At 40.6% G+C, this 19,141-nt stretch carries 18 protein-coding genes; 9 read left to right on the top strand and 9 right to left on the bottom strand.

Going from position 1 to position 19,141, the window contains the following annotated elements; all coding sequences use genetic code 11:
- Positions 1-87: 87 nt before the first annotated feature.
- The gene (hisS, locus tag E6C50_RS06250; RefSeq protein ID WP_136402349.1) at positions 88-1,458 is read right to left on the bottom strand and encodes a histidine--tRNA ligase; all 1,371 of its coding nucleotides are present in this window, start codon (positions 1,456-1,458) and stop codon (positions 88-90) included.
- A 226-nt stretch (positions 1,459-1,684) separates the two neighbouring features.
- On the opposite strand from hisS, the gene E6C50_RS06245 reads away from it, so the two are divergent.
- The gene (locus E6C50_RS06245; RefSeq protein ID WP_136402914.1) at positions 1,685-2,926 is read left to right on the top strand and encodes an ABC transporter permease; all 1,242 of its coding nucleotides are present in this window, start codon (positions 1,685-1,687) and stop codon (positions 2,924-2,926) included.
- Here E6C50_RS06245 and prmC read toward each other — a convergent pair.
- Complete coding sequence (gene prmC / locus E6C50_RS06240) at positions 2,917-3,783, bottom strand: peptide chain release factor N(5)-glutamine methyltransferase (protein WP_136402348.1); 867 nt, start codon at positions 3,781-3,783, stop codon at positions 2,917-2,919. The two genes, E6C50_RS06245 and prmC, sit on opposite strands and share 10 nt — an antisense overlap.
- A gap of 1 nt (position 3,784) precedes the next feature.
- Positions 3,785-4,270, bottom strand: a complete 486-nt coding sequence (locus E6C50_RS06235; RefSeq protein WP_136402347.1) for a GNAT family N-acetyltransferase — start codon at positions 4,268-4,270, stop codon at positions 3,785-3,787.
- 137 nt (positions 4,271-4,407) lie between these two features.
- Here E6C50_RS06235 and ribD point away from each other — a divergent pair, with 137 nt between their 5' ends.
- Genes ribD through E6C50_RS06220 form a run of 3 tightly spaced genes read left to right on the top strand, consistent with a single transcriptional unit; the run spans position 4,408 to position 6,661 of the window.
- Positions 4,408-5,451: a bifunctional diaminohydroxyphosphoribosylaminopyrimidine deaminase/5-amino-6-(5-phosphoribosylamino)uracil reductase RibD gene (gene ribD / locus E6C50_RS06230; protein WP_136402346.1), complete on the top strand. Its 1,044-nt coding sequence runs from the start codon at positions 4,408-4,410 to the stop codon at positions 5,449-5,451.
- A complete protein-coding gene (locus tag E6C50_RS06225) occupies positions 5,444-6,043 on the top strand; it encodes an HAD family hydrolase (RefSeq protein WP_136402345.1) in 600 nt (199 codons plus the stop codon). Before ribD ends, E6C50_RS06225 begins: the two co-directional genes overlap by 8 nt.
- Positions 6,044-6,052: 9 nt before the next feature.
- A complete protein-coding gene (locus tag E6C50_RS06220) occupies positions 6,053-6,661 on the top strand; it encodes an IMPACT family protein (RefSeq protein ID WP_136402344.1) in 609 nt (202 codons plus the stop codon).
- Between the two features lie 5 nt (positions 6,662-6,666).
- Here the strand turns inward: E6C50_RS06220 and E6C50_RS06215 are convergent, their stop codons facing one another.
- Positions 6,667-7,077: an acyl-CoA thioesterase gene (locus E6C50_RS06215; RefSeq protein ID WP_136402343.1), complete on the bottom strand. Its 411-nt coding sequence runs from the start codon at positions 7,075-7,077 to the stop codon at positions 6,667-6,669.
- 192 nt (positions 7,078-7,269) lie between these two features.
- Between E6C50_RS06215 and dnaA the strand changes: the two genes are divergently transcribed.
- Genes dnaA through E6C50_RS06200 form a run of 3 tightly spaced genes read left to right on the top strand, consistent with a single transcriptional unit; the run spans position 7,270 to position 9,890 of the window.
- A complete protein-coding gene (gene dnaA, locus E6C50_RS06210; protein ID WP_136402342.1) occupies positions 7,270-8,697 on the top strand; it encodes a chromosomal replication initiator protein DnaA in 1,428 nt (475 codons plus the stop codon).
- Between the two features lie 3 nt (positions 8,698-8,700).
- Positions 8,701-9,168 carry a low molecular weight protein-tyrosine-phosphatase gene (locus E6C50_RS06205; protein WP_136402341.1) on the top strand — a complete coding sequence of 156 codons (468 nt, stop codon included), beginning with the start codon at positions 8,701-8,703 and terminating at the stop codon, positions 9,166-9,168.
- Entirely contained in the window at positions 9,165-9,890 is a 726-nt protein-coding gene (locus E6C50_RS06200; protein WP_136402340.1) for an SAM-dependent methyltransferase, read from the top strand. Before E6C50_RS06205 ends, E6C50_RS06200 begins: the two co-directional genes overlap by 4 nt.
- Here E6C50_RS06200 and E6C50_RS06195 read toward each other — a convergent pair.
- The 4 genes from E6C50_RS06195 to dapF form a co-directional block, all read right to left on the bottom strand.
- Positions 9,887-10,528, bottom strand: a complete 642-nt coding sequence (locus E6C50_RS06195) for a peptidoglycan-binding protein LysM (protein ID WP_211089522.1) — start codon at positions 10,526-10,528, stop codon at positions 9,887-9,889. The two genes, E6C50_RS06200 and E6C50_RS06195, sit on opposite strands and share 4 nt — an antisense overlap.
- 343 nt (positions 10,529-10,871) lie before the next feature.
- Entirely contained in the window at positions 10,872-11,912 is a 1,041-nt protein-coding gene (mltG, locus tag E6C50_RS06190; RefSeq protein ID WP_136402338.1) for an endolytic transglycosylase MltG, read from the bottom strand.
- 13 nt (positions 11,913-11,925) lie between these two features.
- Positions 11,926-12,456, bottom strand: a complete 531-nt coding sequence (locus E6C50_RS06185) for a GNAT family N-acetyltransferase (protein WP_136402337.1) — start codon at positions 12,454-12,456, stop codon at positions 11,926-11,928.
- Positions 12,457-12,459: 3 nt separating this feature from the next.
- Positions 12,460-13,242 (bottom strand): diaminopimelate epimerase, encoded by a 783-nt coding sequence (gene dapF, locus E6C50_RS06180; protein WP_136402336.1) that lies wholly within the window; start codon positions 13,240-13,242, stop codon positions 12,460-12,462.
- 202 nt (positions 13,243-13,444) lie between these two features.
- Between dapF and E6C50_RS06175 the strand changes: the two genes are divergently transcribed.
- Both E6C50_RS06175 and E6C50_RS06170 read left to right on the top strand, forming a co-directional pair.
- Entirely contained in the window at positions 13,445-14,839 is a 1,395-nt protein-coding gene (locus tag E6C50_RS06175; RefSeq protein ID WP_136402335.1) for a trypsin-like peptidase domain-containing protein, read from the top strand.
- 140 nt (positions 14,840-14,979) lie between these two features.
- Entirely contained in the window at positions 14,980-16,431 is a 1,452-nt protein-coding gene (locus tag E6C50_RS06170) for a glyceraldehyde-3-phosphate dehydrogenase (RefSeq protein ID WP_136402334.1), read from the top strand.
- Positions 16,432-16,587: 156 nt separating this feature from the next.
- Here the strand turns inward: E6C50_RS06170 and E6C50_RS06165 are convergent, their stop codons facing one another.
- Entirely contained in the window at positions 16,588-18,852 is a 2,265-nt protein-coding gene (locus tag E6C50_RS06165; RefSeq protein ID WP_136402333.1) for an aconitate hydratase, read from the bottom strand.
- Positions 18,853-19,141: the final 289 nt, after the last annotated feature.

Raw genomic sequence — 19,141 nt, 5'->3', positions numbered from 1 at the left:
GGCTGTCTACGACAGCCTTTTTTATTTGATATTTTTTCACACCTGACAGGTGTCCAAAACCTGTCAGGTGTCTATTTAGGTGTTTATTTATTGTAGCATATTTTTTAACGCCTCAAGGCTTACTTTACTTTGTTCGCCCGAAGCCAGATCTTTTACCGCAAACTCGTTATTTGCAATTTCTTCCGCGCCAACAATTACAGCGTATGGAATACCGCGTTTATCGGCATACTGAAACTGCTTACCGATTTTCGCATTGCTTGGATACAACTCTACTTTGATTCCCGCTTTACGCAATTGCCCGATCGCACGCATTGCATATAAGGCTTCCGCATCTCCAAAATTCAGGAACAAAGCACGCGAAGTTGCCGTAACCGTTTCCGGGAACAGGTTTAATTCTTCCAATACCAGATAAATACGATCCAATCCGAAAGAAATTCCAACACCACTCATATTTTTCAATCCGAAGATACCGGTAAGATCGTCATAACGGCCACCGCCGCCTATAGATCCCATACTTACGGTTTTAGGCGCCGATACTTCAAAAATAGCTCCGGTATAATAATTTAAACCACGAGCCAGCGTTACATCCAAATCCAACACGGATTTATCCATACCTAAAGCCGTTACATTTTCACAAATAAACCGCAGCTCTTCCACTCCTTTTATTCCTTCTTCGGAACTCGCTAACAACGTGGATAATTTTTCGATCTTTTCGGAAATCGATCCGGTAAAATGGAACAGCGGCTGTACTTTTGCGATGGCCTCCTCGGAAATCCCTTTTTCGGACATTTCCTTTTTCACGCCATCTTCACCGATTTTATCCAGTTTATCCAACGCAACGGTAAAATCGATTAGCTTGTCTTTCGCTCCGATCACCTCGGCAATACCCGATAGTATCTTACGATTATTGATTTTGATTGTTACACCATCCAATCCCAAAGCCGAAAACACACTGTCATACAATTGTACCAGTTCCACTTCCTGCCATAAGGAATTTGATCCGACCACATCGGCATCGCATTGGTAAAACTCTCTGAAACGTCCTTTCTGAGGTTTATCTGCACGCCAAACCGGCTGAATCTGATAGCGTTTAAACGGGAATTCAATTTCATTCTGATGTTGTACCACATAACGCGCAAACGGAACCGTCAAGTCATAACGCAGGGCTTTTTCCGAAATCTGAGCCGTTAGTTTTAAACTGTCTTTTGTTTCCAGAAAAGCATCGTTAGCCTTAGCCAGAAAATCACCTGAATTTAGAATTTTAAAAATCAGACGGTCGCCTTCTTCGCCGTATTTCCCCATAAGGGTTTCGGAATTTTCAAAAGAAGGTGTTTCGATCGGTTGGAATCCGAATCGTTCAAAATTGGATTTGATGGTGCTGAATATATAATTCCGCTTTGCCACCTCTAACGGTGAAAAATCCCGGGTTCCTTTCGGTATACTTGGTTTCTGTGCCATTATAGAATTGAAATTTGAATTGGAAAACATCGGAAAGACAGCAAATGTTTTCCGGTTTTCGTGTTTTGCAAATATCTTACTTTTTCAAATGATCTCCGTTCCCTTTTTAAAAAAAAGCGACACATTTCCGGCTCTTTTACTGCTTACTTCAGATCCGGATAGTATTCCTACACTTTTTAACGGATAGTGTGTAACAAAATCTGTATTTTAGTGACAAATTAGCATGATGTTCGGATTATTTAAAGAAAATACAAAAATCGCCTTAGGTGCCATCAAGAGTCAGTTGTTGCGTACCATTCTTACCGTAATGATTATCGCAATCGGAATCACCGCCTTGGTGGGAATCCTAACGGTTGTTTCGGCCCTCGAAAATACAATTGCAAAAGATTTTGCGTCAATGGGTGCGAATACCTTTTCGATCAGTCAATACGATATGTCTTCGCAGATTAACAACAACGATCCAAACCGAAAAATCAACCCGATCATCAGTTATCCGGAAGCCCGTGCTTTCCAGGAAAAATACAATTATCCGTTATCCACCACTTCGCTTTCGTTTACCGCAACCAGTAAAGCCGAAGTAAAATACGAAGCCCAAAAAACCGATCCGGAAATCACTATTGTGGGCGTCGATGAAAACTTCCTACCGAACAAAGGACTGGAAACCACAAAAGGACGGAATTTTACCGGTTTTGACATCAAAAACAACAATTTTGTCTGCATTTTAGGTTCCGATTTTGAAAAAGGACTTTTTAAAGACACCAATGCGATCGATAAAACAATTTCCATTCGTGGCGCGCGTTTTAAAGTGATTGGCGTATTAAAAGAAAAAGGATCCACCTTTGGAAACAGTCAGGATTTAAGAGTCCTGATTCCGAACCAAATTGCCCGTTCGATCTTTTCAACGCCAAATATCAATTACGACCTAAGCGTTATGATCGGTCAGAAAGAAATGATTGATCAGGCTGTGGACGATGCGATTATTACCATGCGTAAAATCCGAAAACAAAACCCGGTGGAGGAAAACAACTTTGGAATCGAACGCAGTGATGATTTGATCAATACTTTATTATCCAATACGCAATTCTTAGGTTATATCGCATGGGGTGTTGGTGTGATTACCATTTTTGGTTCGTCTATCGCTTTGATGAACATCATGTTGGTATCGGTTACCGAAAGAACCCGTGAAATAGGAGTTCGTAAATCACTCGGTGCCAAAAAAAGTACGATTGCGTGGCAGTTTTTTACCGAAACACTCGTTATCGGTCAATTGGGTGGACTGGTTGGTATCTTACTCGGAATTTCCGTTGGTTTTCTGATATCGGTCGCCATCAAGTTTAGCTTTGTCATTCCATGGATGGCTATTTTTGCTGCTTTTGCTACAACCTTTATTGTCGCAATCGTTTCCGGATTGTATCCGGCCATCAAAGCGTCTCAGCTGGATCCGGTAGAAGCCTTGCGCTACGAATAAGAACCCCAAACGGCTTTGGTCATCCGATCGTTTTCGTAAATATCTTTGCGGAGTTCAATTTGTAAAAACGAATTGGACTCTAATAAATGTTGCATTTCCGACCCGAGATATTGGTTGATTTCAAAAAACAATAATCCGTTGTGATTCAGGTTTTTTGTCGCCAGTTCGGTTATTTTACGGTAAAACAATAATGGATCGTGATCGTCCACAAACAAAGCGAGATGTGGTTCAAATTCCAATACATTTTTCGAAATTTCCTGTTTTTCCAGATTGCGTACATACGGCGGATTCGACACAATAATATCGAACATTTCCGGTAGAATTGTTGTTTCCAGAATATCTTTATGCCAGAAAGTTACCGGTGCTTCCAATTGTCGGGCATTTCTCCGGGCAACTTCCAGTGCTTTTTCCGAAACATCGATAGCATACACTTCGGCTTCCGGCAGATTTTTAGCCAGTGAAACCGCAATACAACCGCTTCCGGTTCCGATATCCAATATTCTTATTTTCCGATCCCTGGACCATCCGGATACCGAATTCAAAATCCATTCAACCAACTCTTCCGTTTCCGGCCGTGGAATCAGAACATTTTCATTAACATAAAATGACAATCCGAAAAATTCGGTTTCTTCAAAAATATACTGAATTGGTCTTTGTTCTTTTAACTGATGTAATACGGTTTCCCATTGCAACAGCTGCATCCCATCCAGTTCGAAGGCGGGTTGCAAAGCCAGATCGAGGCGTTTCATCTGGTGAAAGGCTTCCAGCGTGATATAAAAAAAACTATCGATTTCCTTTTCGTCGTAAATCGATACTAATTCGGTTTTAAAATAATCGCGATATTCTTTTAGCAGCATCTTATAAATCTTTGATCATCCAAATCGGACACGAACTGTGCCCGGTATTTCCCAACGGCGCATCCAAATAATAAAATCCTGTTTTTTCGTATAATTTTTGAGCGGCCTTCATGTTGGGCAGCGTTTCCAGATAGCATTGCGCAAATCCAAGTGCTTTTGCCTGTTCGAGGCATTTTTCAATCATCGCAGCTCCCAATCCCAATCCTCTGGATTCCGGAAGGAAATACATTTTTTGCAATTCGCAAACAGTTGCCGATCCATTTGCCAAAGGCGCTATTCCGGCCGTTCCGATGATTTTTCCGTTTACCAAAGCTACAAAATAAACCGAACGTGGTACCGCATAGGTTTCAAACATACAATCCAGAGCCGTATCGGCATAGGCTGTACCCACTTTTGGGACATCGTGTTCCAATAAAACACTTCGGATTAGTGCCGCTACTGTAGCATTATCACTTTTTTTTATAGCTCGTATTTCGATTGTATTCATTTTTTGAGTAACTTATTTTTTGCAGATTAGTCTACAGGAATTACATTTGCCTATTGCAAATCGTAGCGAATGTAAGCAGCCTGGCTGACAGTTCATAAACATTTACAAAAAAATTATAATAGTAACAGGACATTTTCTTGAAAACGCACGAACAGTATATCAACCGTTGTATCGAACTGGCCCGAAACGGACTGGGAACCACCTATCCGAATCCGCTGGTAGGCAGTGTCATTGTACACAACGGTACAATTATCGGAGAAGGCTGGCATCAAAAAGCCGGCGAACCCCATGCGGAAGTCAATGCTGTAAATTCAGTACAGGACAAATCGCTACTATCGGAAGCCACTATTTATGTAAGCCTGGAACCGTGTAGCCATTTTGGAAAAACACCACCGTGTTGTGATTTAATCATTCATCATAAAATCCCGAATGTTGTGGTGGGCACTGTAGATCCGTTTGCTAAAGTCGCCGGAAACGGTATCCGGAAACTGGTCGAAGCCGGAAAAAACGTCACAGTGGGTATATTGGAAAATGATTGCAATGAACTGAACAAACGCTTTTTTACATTCCATCAGAAAAAACGCCCGTATATTATTCTGAAATGGGCCGAAAGTCAGGACGGTTATATTGCACCTTTATATAAAGACGAACAAAAACCGGTTTGGGTATCGAATACCTATTCCCGTCAGTTGGTTCACAAATGGCGTAACGAAGAACAGGCTATTCTTATTGGTACACAAACAGTTATAGACGACAATCCGAAATTAAACACAAGAGACTGGTCCGGTAACGATCCGATCCGCATCGTATTAGACAGAACAGGAAGGATTCCTGACAATGCTGCCGTAAAAGACGGATCTGTAAAGACCATCATCTTTACCGAGGTTGAAAATATGCAAAATACCGCTTCCCTTTTTTTTGAAAATTGTATCTTTGATATAAAACTTCCCCATACGATCATGGCAGCACTATACCGGCACAATGTTCAGTCGTTGCTGATAGAAGGCGGTCAAAAGACATTGCAGTTGTTTATTGATGCCGGATTATGGGATGAAGCACGCATTTTTAAAGGCGCTATAATGCTAAACGAAGGTATAAAAGCACCGGTTTTAAAAGGTACGATGAGCAACCGACAGCAGATTATGAACGACGAACTTCTAATTTTCAGACCCCATGATTGATACTATTATATTCGACTTTGGTAATGTTTTTATCAACCTGGCCGAAGAAGCCCCTTTTGAACATATGCGAAAAGCCGGGCTGGTTTGCTGGAATGAAGATCTGGACAACCTGAACAAACGCTATGAAAAAGGAAAAATAAAAGAATCCGATTTTTTTGGTGGATTGCAAAAATACATCCCGAACAAAAGTCTGATCGAGATCCGTGATGCCTGGAATGCCATTTTGCTGGATTTCCCTTTATACCGACTGGAGTTTTTACAGCAATTATCGGCCAAATACCGGTTATTCCTTTTGAGTAATACCGACGCTACCCATATTGAAAAGTTTGAAAATAAGGTCGGAGAAACATTTAGTCGCGAGTTTTACCAATGCTTTGAAAAAGTCTATTTTTCATTCGAAATCGGCCTTAGAAAGCCCGATCCTGACATCTTTAATTACATCATCAACAAACACGAATTATCCCCTAAACGAACCCTTTTTGTAGACGACAACAAGCACAATACCGATGTGGCCGCCAATTTGGGTCTTAACATCTGGAACTTACAGGTAGGCAAAGAAGATGTCGTTGATTTGCTGGATAAAAATTGGTAATTTTTAGCATTGGAAAAAGATACATACAAAACCCTGGCCGCTCCTTCGGAAGCGGTTCTTTATAAAGAAAAAAACAGTAAATTTTTTGGTTACGCCTTTCCAATCATTTCGGAAGACGACGTCAAGCCCCTATTGGACGATCTTAGAAAGCAGCATCATTCGGCGCGCCATTGGTGTTATGCCTTTCAAACCGGTACTGACAAAGTCTATTTTCGCGCCAATGACGACGGCGAACCCAACAACTCGGCCGGTATGCCTATCTACGGACAAATACAGTCCTTTGAGGTAACCAATGTACTGGTTATTGTTGTTCGCTATTTTGGCGGAGTCAAACTGGGTGTTGGCGGATTAATCGCTGCTTATAAAACAGCAGCGCAAATGGCTCTGGAAGTTTCAGACATTATCGAAAAAACAATAGACATTCACTATCTGATTCGTTTTGACTATAAAAACATGAATAAAGTCATGCGGGTCATCAAAGAAAAAAACCTGGACATTATTTCACAGAAAATGGAGATGAGTTGCGAGATCGAAATCGCAACGCGAAAAAAAAATGCCGAAATGATTTTCGACATTTTTTCGAATCTTTATGAGGTTGAAATTCTCGAAAAAGAATAAGTTTTTTAATTTTCAACAAAGGCGGTTAACTTTTCCGTAACATAGGCCGGAGGCAAAGTCGGCCTTCCCGTTTTCATGTCCACAAACACCAAAACGGAGTTCCCGGTTGTTAATAACTCACCTGCTTCGTTGTATATTTCGTAGTCAAATTCAATCTTCACAGAGGTCTGACTTTTAAAGATTGTTTTCACCGTCAGCACATCATCATAACGGGCCGGTTTCCGATAATTCATACTTAGCGAAACCACCGGAAGCATAATTCCGTTTTCTTCCATCCATTTATAAGAAAGTCCCAGATTTCTAAGCCATTCCACACGTCCCATCTCAAAATACTGCGCATAATTACCGTGATAAACGACTCCCATTTGGTCCGTTTCGGCATAACGGACGCGAACCTGAAATTGATATTCTTTCATATTAATTTTTTGTTAATTTATTTTAAAAAGATTTTTAAATGTACTTACAATTTTTTTTTCACAAAATCAATATGACTTATATTTTTTTTTTGGGAAAATTGTCCACATATTTGTCTCTCCAATTTCAGCGAAAGTATCTGACTTTTGCTTTTTGCATTCAACATAAAAAAAACGTTAATTATGCCCGAATATATGAATAAAACTGCGCAATCGGTATGGGATAACTGTCTATCGTTCATAAAAGACAATATTCAGGACCAAGCATATAAAACATGGTTTGAGCCAATCAAAGCTGTCGAGCTTACTGATAACGCATTATATATTCAGGTACCTAGTAAATTTTTCTATGAATGGTTGGAGGAGCATTACGTAAAATTACTGAAAGTTGCCCTGACAAAAGAACTTGGTGCGAGCGCAAAGTTACTTTATAAAATCAAAATGGAAAACACTTATGGCAACAAACAACCGTTTACGGAACAATTGCCAAGTGTTAGCCGCCCGCAGGTAAAGCCTCAGGAAGTTGACGTACCGATTCAGAATAAAAACCCGGAGCTTAAAAATCCGTTTATTATCCCGGGCATCCGAAATGTAAAAATCGAATCCCAGTTAAATTCCAATTACAGCTTTGATAATTTCCTGGAAGGGGAATCCAACCGTTTGGCACGTTCGGCCGGAATGGCCGTAGCCAACAAACCCGGAGGAACCTCTTTTAATCCGTTATTGCTTTTTGGTGGTGTCGGATTAGGGAAAACACACCTTGCTCACGCTATTGGTGTTGAAATCAAAGAAAAACACCCGGAAAAAACCGTGCTATACATTTCGGCAGAAGTGTTTACACAACAATATATTGATTCCGTTAAAAAGAATACCCGTAACGACTTTATCCATTTTTACCAATTAATTGACGTATTAATCATTGATGACGTACAATTCTTATCCGGTAAAGCAGGAACACAAGACGTATTTTTCCATATTTTCAACTATTTACACCAAAATGGTAAACAGGTAATCCTGACTTCCGACAAAGCACCGGTAGATATGCAGGATATCGAACAGCGTTTGCTTTCGCGTTTTAAATGGGGACTTTCGGCCGAAATCCAACAACCGGATTATGACACCCGAATCGCCATCCTAAAAAACATCTTATACCGTGACGGAGTTGAAATGCCGGATGAAATCGTAGAATATGTAGCCAAAAATATCAAAACCAACGTACGGGAACTCGAAGGTGCTATTATTTCATTAATCGCACAATCGTCATTTAACAAACGGGAAGTAACGACCGAACTGGCCAAACAGGTTGTGGAAAAATTCGTCAAAAATGTAAAACGCGAAGTTTCCATCGATTATATTCAAAAAGTTGTATCCGACTATTTCCAGTTGGATATCGAAACCTTACAATCGAAGACCCGGAAACGCGACGTGGTTCAGGCGCGACAACTAGCCATGTTTTTTGCTAAAAAATTCACCAAGGCTTCTTTGGCTAATATTGGATCACAAATTGGCGATAGAGATCACGCGACTGTTTTGCACGCCTGCAAAACGGTTGACAATCTGGTAGCCACCGACAAACAGTTTAAAAAATACGTAGACGATATACACAAAAAGTTATCCCTATAACCCATGCCAACAAAAATTCTGATGGTTTGCCTGGGGAACATTTGCCGATCCCCTTTAGCTGAGGGAATCTTAAAAAGCAAACTCCCAACAGATACTTTTGAGGTCGATTCTGCCGGAACCGGAGGATGGCATGCCGGCGAACATCCGGACAAGCGTTCGATTCTTACAGCTAAAAACCATAGAATTGATATTTCCAATCAACGCGCCAGACAATTCAAACTGGCCGATTTTCAGAATTTTGACTATATTTTTGCCATGGATAATTCCAATTATAAGGACATTATCCGACTGGCACCGGACGAAGCTTCCAAAAGTAAAGTCAGACTTATCCTAAACGAATTATATCCCGGCGAGAATATCCCCGTTCCCGACCCTTATTACGGAGAACAAAACGGCTTTGAGCAGGTTTTTAACCTACTTGACGAAGCCTGCGACATTATTGCCAACAAATTAAAAACACATCACATATGAAAGCTGCTACTTCTTACGGCAAACTGTATCTCATCCCTACCACTCTGGGCGAAATGAACCCGGAAGATGTTTTGCCGCAAACCATAAAAAGAAGTATCGACTTTATTGATCACTATATCGTTGAAAACGAAAAAACAGCCCGTCGTTTTATTAAAAGCGTCTATCCTGAAAAAAAACAGCCGGAATTAAAAATTTCTGTACTGAACAAGCATACCGAAACTTCGGAGCACTATGCTTTTATCCAGCCGCTTTTAGAAGGTCAACATATCGGATTGATGAGTGAAGCCGGTTGTCCCGGTGTGGCCGATCCCGGTGCTGCAATTGTAAAACTGGCGCACGAAAAAGGAATTCAGGTAGTACCACTTGTTGGTCCTTCTTCCATTTTACTGGCCATTATGGCTTCCGGAATGAACGGACAGAGTTTTGCCTTTAACGGCTACCTTCCAATTGATAAATCGGATAAAAAACAGGCGTTGAAAAATTTCGAAAAGCTGTCATCCGATAAAAACCAGTCACAGCTTTTTATCGAAACACCCTATCGAAACAACAAACTTTTTGAAGATTTATTACAGACCTTACAACCCGGCACGCACCTGTGTATCGCCTGCGACATTACATTACCAACCGAATTTATCAAAACCCGAACGGTTAACGAATGGAAAAAAAATAAGGCCGATTTACACAATCGACCTTGTATTTTTATTATTCACAAAATGAATTAATTCATTTTAACCTTTGCATTAGGATTGGCCACAATATTTGAGGTATCATACCCTCCGAATTTTCTAAGGTAACTTTTTAACGAGGTTCCGAAACCATCGGTAAACCCATTATTACCATTGCTTTTAAGAAAACTTTTCACCGAACCTGCGCCACCTAAGTGAGCCGCAGCAAGAATACCCGATTCGGTTATTTTCACACCTTTAATCACTTTTCCTTCATAACGGTCGATTTCCTTACGGAGTTCCCATTTATTTCGCGCTAAAAGTGCTTTAAAAGCTTTTTCCTGCATTCTTGGGTTTTTTAGAAACCCGGCAACATCATAAATACCAACCGTTCTTAAAGTGCTCTTTCCGAACTGGTATTTCCCCATATAACCAAACGGATTCACCAGGTTATATAATCCGAGTGATTCTTTAATAGCGATTGCCTGCTTAAAACCTACGTATGATTTTCCGGTAAATGGGAAATTAAAAAATACTTTGCTGGTTTCTTCTTCGGTGGGAACTAAATACGTGATTACTTCATCATCCTCAATATGGAATCCTTCTAACTTTTCTACTTCGAAGACTTTAAATCCCGAACTGATTAAGGTGATTAGGAGTATCAATCCTAAAAAGTACGTCCATTTTTTTATCATAAATTTTGATTTCTCAAGCCCTGTCACCATCTTGAAATTTCTGATTGCAAATATAAGACATTTTTTAGAAACCTGTAAATCAAGCTGTTAAAGTTTTCCAAAAACAAACTTAACAACAAGCTAACGCTTGCTTAACGCCCTGATACCGCTGACTCCCAATGGATGAGCCATCATTTTGACATTTTCCAAAAAACCAAAAACAGCGACTAAAAATGGGTTTTACCCTGCAACTACAGCAGGAATAAAGATTTGGACTAAATAAATACAACACTGCTAACTTCCCAAAAAACAAGGCCTTCCGAACGAATCAGAAGGCCTTATTTTTTTGCTTTAGCTATTTTGGTTATCGGTTGATTCCCTGCTTGGCCAACCACTCCACATATTTCTTTTTATTAACACCATGCTGTGCTAAAGTCGACGCGAATTCGTGATATCCAAACTTCTCCACGCTCGCACAGAAATAGATATAATCGTGCTTTTCTGCGTTTAAAACCGCATCGATAGCATTGATATCCGGCATTGCAATTGGTCCCGGCGGCAAACCAGTATGGATATAGGTATTATACGGAGAATTGATTTTAAGATCTTCATACAACACTCTTTTGATCACACGATCAAAATCATTGGATTCTTTTTTTACCGCAAAAATAACCGTCGGGTCCGCTTGTAATGGCATATCCACTTTTAAACGGTTCAGATACACTCCGGCCACGCGTGGTCGTTCATCAACTTTGGCAGTTTCTTTATGCACAATCGCTGCTAAAGTTGACACTTCGATTGGTGTTAACCCTAAAGCTTTGGCTTTTTGCAAGCGATCCTCATTCCAGAATCTGCGATATTCTTTGATCATCTTATCACGCACCTTAATAGCGGTTGTATTCCAGTAAAACTCATAGGTATTTGGAATAAACATACTCAGGATGTTTTCTTTATTGAAACCGTTTTCAGCCATAAAAGTCGAATCGGTAAAAGTATTGGTCAATGTAAGACTATCCGGTTCGATCTGACTCGATAAGCGCTGTACCAGTTTCCCCAGCGATTCCTGGTTATTAAACGCCATTTTTACCGGTACGTTTTTGCGAAGGGAACGTACAATATCAAAACTACTCATTCCTTTTGTTAGCAGAAATTTTCCCGAAACCACATTTTGCTCATAGCCTCTTTTGGACGCCACAAAGTCAAAATGTTCCATGTTTTCAATATAAGGTTCCAATATTTTTTGCACTTGCGGATAGGTCGCATCGGTCGGAACATAGACAAATATTTCGTTTTCGGAAAATTTTGTATTAGCCGAAAATACTTTGTTATACAGTACATAACCGTAAATCAAAGCAACGAATAGCAATACTACCGAAAAAATGCTGATGATTTTTTTTACTTTCAAAATAAGATACGATTTAAGATTGATGAATTAACTGATATATCCCTTCATCGGTAAACTGACGCCCTGTGCGAACCCAGTCTTTTTTTACCCCGATACATTGGAAGCCAAAAGTAGTAAAAAGCTTGATACTCGCTACATTTTCCTGACTAATATTTGCATACAACTGGTGCAGTTGTAACTGACTGAATGCGTAGTCGATAAGTAATTGCAAAGCTTCTTTTCCGATTCCGCGGTTACGGTCGTCGCTTCTTTTTATAACGATCCCAACACCAGCTCTTTGGTTCTTCGGATCAAAATCAAAAAGGTCGATTAAACCAATGGCCTCAAAAGAACCCTTCCGGCAGATCGCCAGTCGCAGTTGTTTGGCCTCATAAATATCCTGTTGTGCATTTTCCAGATACTGTCGGATCAGGAAACGACTATAGGGCGTCTGGGTATTACTCACCTCCCAGATACTTTCATCATTTTCGATCGCATATACAAATTCAAGATCCTCCGGTTCGAGTGCCCGCAGGTAAATGGTAGTGCCGGTTAAGGTTATCACGTTTTATAGATTTATTTCACCGTTAAAAACAAATGTAGCCGGGCCTTTTAGGAAAACATCGGTATAAAATCCGTTCTTTTCGCGAAAACTCACTTCCAATTGTCCGCCTTCCACATCAAGCGTGATGGCGGAACTATCGGTTTTTCCGGTCGCTTTCATGGCGATGGCTACTGCTGTCACTCCGGTTCCGCAGGATAAGGTTTCATCTTCCACACCTCTTTCATAGGTTCGCACCGCAAAACGATCGTTTCCGAGTTGCGAAACAAAGTTTACATTACTACCGGATTTCCCATATAGTTCACTGTACCGGATACGCGCGCCTTCGTTTTTTACATCAAATATCTTCAGGTCATCTACCAGTTCCACATGATGCGGCGAGCCCGTATTTAGAAATACGTGATTCGAATGTTCTTCAACCGTATCCACGTCTTTCATTTGCAGTGCTACAATTCCTTTTTCATCAATCGTGGCATGATGCAAACCATCGGTCGCAATAAAAGTCGCCTGATTATCAATAACACCCAACTGACGGGCAAAAGCGACAAGACAACGCCCTCCGTTTCCACACATCGAACTTTCATTTCCATCGGAATTATAATACACCATACGAAAATCTGTCGATTCGTCATTCTCCAACAGTATCAAACCGTCGGCACCAATGCCAAATCGTCTGTCACACAAGGTATTAATCAGATTGGTATCATTTTTGGAGAATGTTAATTGCCGGTTATCGATCATCACAAAATCATTTCCGGTTCCCTGATATTTATAAAATTGTATTTTCATTTGTCATGACAAGTAAGGCTTTTTCAAGGCGTATTCTGTATTATTAAAACACCGATTCCTTAGTTATTATTACGAAGTTACGGATAAACAAAAATACAAATATTAATGACACGTTAAAGATTGTTAAACGAGAGTTAAACCCTTTTTTTGAATTGTTGAAGTTTATAATTTTACTGTTAAATAATTAAACATGCCAGCGAATATGAAACGATTATCAAGCTTATTCTTAGTCTCCCTGTTAAGTGGAGCTACAACCCTTGGAGCTTACAAACTCTTTTTTGACCCATCTGCTCCAACTGATTCCCAACTTTCTATCGCGCCCAACTATACCCGAAATGTTAGCCTTGGTGCTGCCGAAAATTCAGACTTTACCGCTGCTGCCGAAAGTGCCGTACATTCGGTTGTACACGTGAAAAATGTTTCTGTATCAAAAATCCCGACGAATCCTTTAATGGAGTTTTTCTACGGTTACCGCGGTGACCAGCAACAGACTCAGGTCGGAACCGGTTCGGGTGTTATCATTACCCAGGACGGCTATATCGTAACCAACAATCACGTAATTCAGAATGCGACCGACCTGGAAGTTACCTTAAACAACAATAAGACCTATAAAGCCAAACTGGTTGGAACAGACAGTAAAATGGACATTGCCTTACTTAAGATTGATTCCGACGAAAAACTACCGTATGCCACTTTCGGAAACTCCGATAATATTAAGGTAGGCGAATGGGTATTGGCCGTTGGTAATCCATACAACCTGACCTCGACAGTAACAGCCGGTATTGTGTCTGCAAAAGCACGTAATTTGGCTAATAATGGCATTCAGTCTTTTATTCAAACCGATGCTGCCGTTAATCCGGGTAACAGTGGTGGCGCTCTGGTAAACACCCGTGGTGAGCTGATTGGAATCAACACCATGATTTCTTCGGTAACCGGATCGTATGTAGGCTACTCTTTTGCCGTTCCTTCTAACATTACCCGTAAAATTGTTGAGGATTTGATGGAATACGGTAACGTACAACGCGGTGTATTGGGCGTGGAAGGTGCCGAACTCAACAGCACAGCGTCTAAAGAATTTGGTGTAAAACTAACCCAAGGTTTTTACGTAACCGCTGTTTCTAAAAAATCGGGTGCCGAAAAAGCCGGATTGCGAAAAGGTGATATTATCGTACAACTCGACAATCAACCGATTAATTCGTATGCCGATATGTCGTCCTATGTAAACACCAAACGTCCGAATGATATAGTGATTGCCGGAATCATCCGCGAAGGCAGCCGTAAAGACATCAAAATAGAACTGACCAAACGCGAATTACTCAACTATGATTTTAACGGTCTGGAACTGGAAGATATCGGAGCAGCAGAGAAAAAAATGTTTAACATCAATTATGGTGTCAAAATAAAAGACATCACCAGTGGCAATCTACTAAAATATGCGAATGACCTTAAAGGAAGTATCATTCTGAATATAGACGGTGCGAAGGCGACCGACATCGAAACGGTGTCGCAAGCGTTGTCCCGAAAAGGCGAAGGGCAATCGGTTCGAATGGAACTGATTACCCGAAAAGGAGCCTTAGTACAGGTGATTACCCAGTAAAAATCCTCCCAAAATCAACCCTGCTTTTTAGCAGGGTTTTTAATTTTAAAAAAGTTGCATTTTGCAAAAATAAATTCAGTAAAAATCAATACTTTTGCACCAATTTTATTTAACAACACAATCCTAACTTTTTAACTATAATGAACAACAACAGTGCTGTTTACGAGAAAGAGTTGGCTTTTCAGGCAGACAGAAGAAGAGCCGGCGTTGAATTTATCAAAATCATTAGCGACCTATGGTATGACAAGTCTATTGAATTGGTTCTTTTCAGAAACCAGTTGATCGACCGAAATGTAAGCGACATCATCAACTTACATGAATATGCCGGTGAATTTGTTCAAAAACCAATCAACATTTTTGATTCTGTGGAGATCGCCAGAGCTATTGAAGCTTTGGACTTACCTCCTTCCCGAATTGACATCGGTAAATTAACATACGAATACCATTTAGAAGACGATAAATATAACGACGCTACTGCTTTCGTAGTAGACAAGCTGAAAAACGCAAAAGAAACCAAAGATATCCAACCGAAAGATGTGGTATTATATGGTTTTGGCCGTATCGGACGTTTATTAGCCCGTGAATTAATGTCGAAAATCGGAAAAGGACAACAATTGCGTTTGCGTGCGATTGTTACCCGCGATAAAAACGATGCTGTTTTATTAGAAAAACGTGCTTCTTTATTGCGTTACGATTCCGTTCATGGTGACTTCGAAGGTTCGGTTACTGCAGATCCTGAAAACAATGCATTGATCATCAATGGAACAACCGTACATATTATTACGGCTAATGCTCCGGAAGAAATCGACTATACACAATACGGTATCAACGACGCGTTGATCATCGATAATACCGGTGCTTTTACAACCGAAGAAGCACTAAGCCGCCACCTAACTTCAAAAGGAGCCGAAAAAGTATTACTTACAGCTCCTGGTAAAGGTGTTCCAAACATCGTATACGGTGTAAACCACACGGATTACAATCCGGATGAAGTAAAAATCTACTCGGCTGCTTCATGTACTACAAATGCAATCACGCCAATTTTAAAAGCTGTTGAAGACACTTTAGGTGTAGTAAAAGGACATTTGGAAACAATCCACGCGTATACCAACGACCAGAATCTGGTTGACAACATGCACAAAAAATACCGTCGTGGAAGAGCTGCCGCTTTAAACATGGTAATCACAGAAACAGGTGCCGGAAGTGCCGTTGCCAAAGCATTACCTGCATTGGCTGGCAAACTGACTTCAAACGCAATCCGTGTACCAGTTCCAAACGGTTCATTAGTAGTATTGAATCTTGAAGTTGGAAAAGAAACTTCTAAAGAAGGTGTTAACGACATCATGAAACAATATGCTCTGGAAGGTGAATTGGTTGAGCAAATCAAATATTCACTAAACAATGAGCTGGTTTCTTCCGATATCGTTGGAACTTCTGCTCCGTCAATTTTCGACAGTAATGCGACAATTGTTTCTGCCGATGGTAAAAACGTCGTATTATATGTTTGGTATGATAACGAATACGGATACAGCCACCAGGTAATTCGTCTGGCAAAATATATCGCTAAAGTAAGACGTTATATGTACTATTAATCGTTTGCTTTGCAACAAATCAAAACGCCCCGATTAATCGGGGCGTTTTTTTTGCACCTGCTACTAACACCTGACAGGTTTCGAAAACCTGTCAGGTATTACACAAAAAAAAGGGCCATCTTTTCAGACGGCCCATTTACTATAGTTATGATTTGACTATGCTTTACCAGCGGCGATCAAATTTAAAGCAGAACCTGCTACAAACCAGCCAATCTGACCTTCGTTGTAAGTATGGTTTGCCATGATGATATCTTTTGAACCATCGGCATGAACAAACTCTAACGTTAATTGTTTACCTGGTGCAAATTCTTTTAAATCTACGAAGTTGATGGTATCATTCTCCTGGATTTTATCGTAATCCGCCTCATTAGCAAACGTTAATGCCAACATACCTTGTTTTTTAAGGTTGGTTTCGTGGATACGGGCAAATGATTTTACCAATACCGCCTTCACCCCTAAATGACGCGGCTCCATTGCAGCATGCTCACGTGAAGATCCTTCACCGTAGTTATGGTCACCCACAACGATTGATGGCACTCCGGCCGCTTTATAAGCACGTTGTACAGCCGGCACTTCACCGTATTCACCTGTCAATTGGTTTTTCACGTTGTTTGTTTTTTGGTTGAATGCATTCACCGCACCAATCAACATATTGTTGGAAATATTATCCAGGTGACCACGGAAACGTAACCAAGGACCTGCCATTGAAATGTGATCCGTTGTACATTTTCCGAAAGCTTTGATCAACAACTTAGCTCCAGTGATGTTTTCTCCATTCCAAGGCTGGAACGGATCTAATAACTGCAGACGCTCAGACGTTGGTGAAACCACTACCTGAACTCCCGATCCATCAGCAGCCGGTGCCTGATATCCGGCATCTTCTACTGCGAATCCTTTTTTCGGCAATTCATCACCTGTTGGCTCATCTAACATTACTTCTTCTCCGTCTTCGTTGATTAACTTATCCGTTAACGGGTTAAACCCTAAGTCTCCGGCAATAGCCAAAGCTGTTACCAATTCCGGTGATCCTACGAACGCCAATGTGTTCGGGTTACCATCGGCACGTTTGGAGAAGTTACGGTTAAACGAGTGAACGATTGTATTTCTTTCTTCTTTTTCAGCACCTTCTCTATCCCACATACCGATACATGGTCCACATGCATTGGCAAATACCGTAGCTCCGATTTTGTCGAACGTATCGATAAATCCGTCACGCTCGATCGTGTAACGTACCTGCTCCGATCCCGGTGTGATTGTGAATTGTGCTTTTGTTTTTAATTTTTTGTCCGCTACCTGTTTTGCTAAAGATGCAGCACGGGCAATATCTTCGTAAGAGGAGTTCGTACAAGAACCGATCAATCCGATTTCTACTTTTAAAGGCCAGTTGTTTTTCTCGGCTTCTTCTCTCATTTTAGAGATAGGCGTCGCTAAATCCGGCGTAAATGGTCCGTTCAAGTGTGGCTCTAATTCCGAAAGGTTGATTTCGATTACCTGATCGAAATATTGTTCCGGGTTCGCATATACTTCTTCGTCAGCCGTTAAATATTTTGCGATTGCATTTGCAGCATCAGCAACTTCCGCACGTCCCGTAGAACGCAGGTAACGATCCATAGATTCGTCGTAACCAAAAGTTGAAGTTGTTGCTCCGATTTCAGCTCCCATATTACAGATAGTACCTTTACCCGTACATGACATTGAAGTCGCTCCTTCTCCGAAATATTCCACGATAGCTCCTGTACCGCCTTTTACAGTAAGGATACCGGCTACTTTTAAGATTACGTCTTTTGGTGCTGTCCATCCTGATAATTTACCGGTTAATTTAACACCGATTAATTTCGGGAACTTTAATTCCCAGGCCATTCCGGACATTACGTCTACCGCATCCGCTCCACCAACTCCGATAGCCAACATTCCCAATCCACCTGCATTTACTGTATGTGAATCGGTTCCGATCATCATACCTCCAGGGAAAGCATAGTTTTCCAATACTACCTGGTGAATAATTCCCGCTCCCGGTTTCCAGAAACCAATACCGTATTTATTTGAAACAGACGATAAGAAATCGAATACTTCGCTACTTTGCGATTTTGCTCTTGCCAAATCGGTTTTAGCATCTACTTTCGCCTGAATAAGGTGATCACAGTGTACCGTTGTTGGAACCGCTACTTTGTTTTTTCCGGCATGCATAAACTGCAATAAAGCCATCTGTGCCGTAGCATCCTGACAAGCAACGCGATCCGGTGCAAAATCCACATAATCCTTACCTCTTGTAAATGCCTGAGAAGGTGTTCCTTCCCAAAGGTGAGCATATAAAATCTTTTCAGACAATGTTAGCGGACGACCAACAAGTTCACGTGCTTTATCCACACGTTCTGCCATGTTTCCGTACACTTTTTTAATCATTTCTATATCAAAAGCCATACTATGAATGAGTTATGTTATTATTTGTTTGTTTACTTAAAGCGGTACAAATTTAATCAATCCTAATGAGATTTGAAAATTTTTAGTATTTCTTTAATTTCAAAGAATTATTATTTATAAACATTCTATTTTGATGAATATTTTTCAACGATTCCTAGAAATAACCCCGAAAAGCGATAAATTCATAATTTTTTAATTTTATATTGTCGATTCCTAAAAAAAACCACTCATTTACTAATAAATTCCAAAATCAGGACACCCGAAAAAGCCCATAAACAGGTCGAAACAA

The sequence above is a fragment of the Flavobacterium supellecticarium genome, from assembly GCF_004801375.1.
In the GTDB taxonomy this organism is placed as follows: Bacteria; Bacteroidota; Bacteroidia; order Flavobacteriales; family Flavobacteriaceae; genus Flavobacterium; species Flavobacterium supellecticarium.
This window is presented reverse-complemented; position numbering and strand designations above follow the sequence as displayed.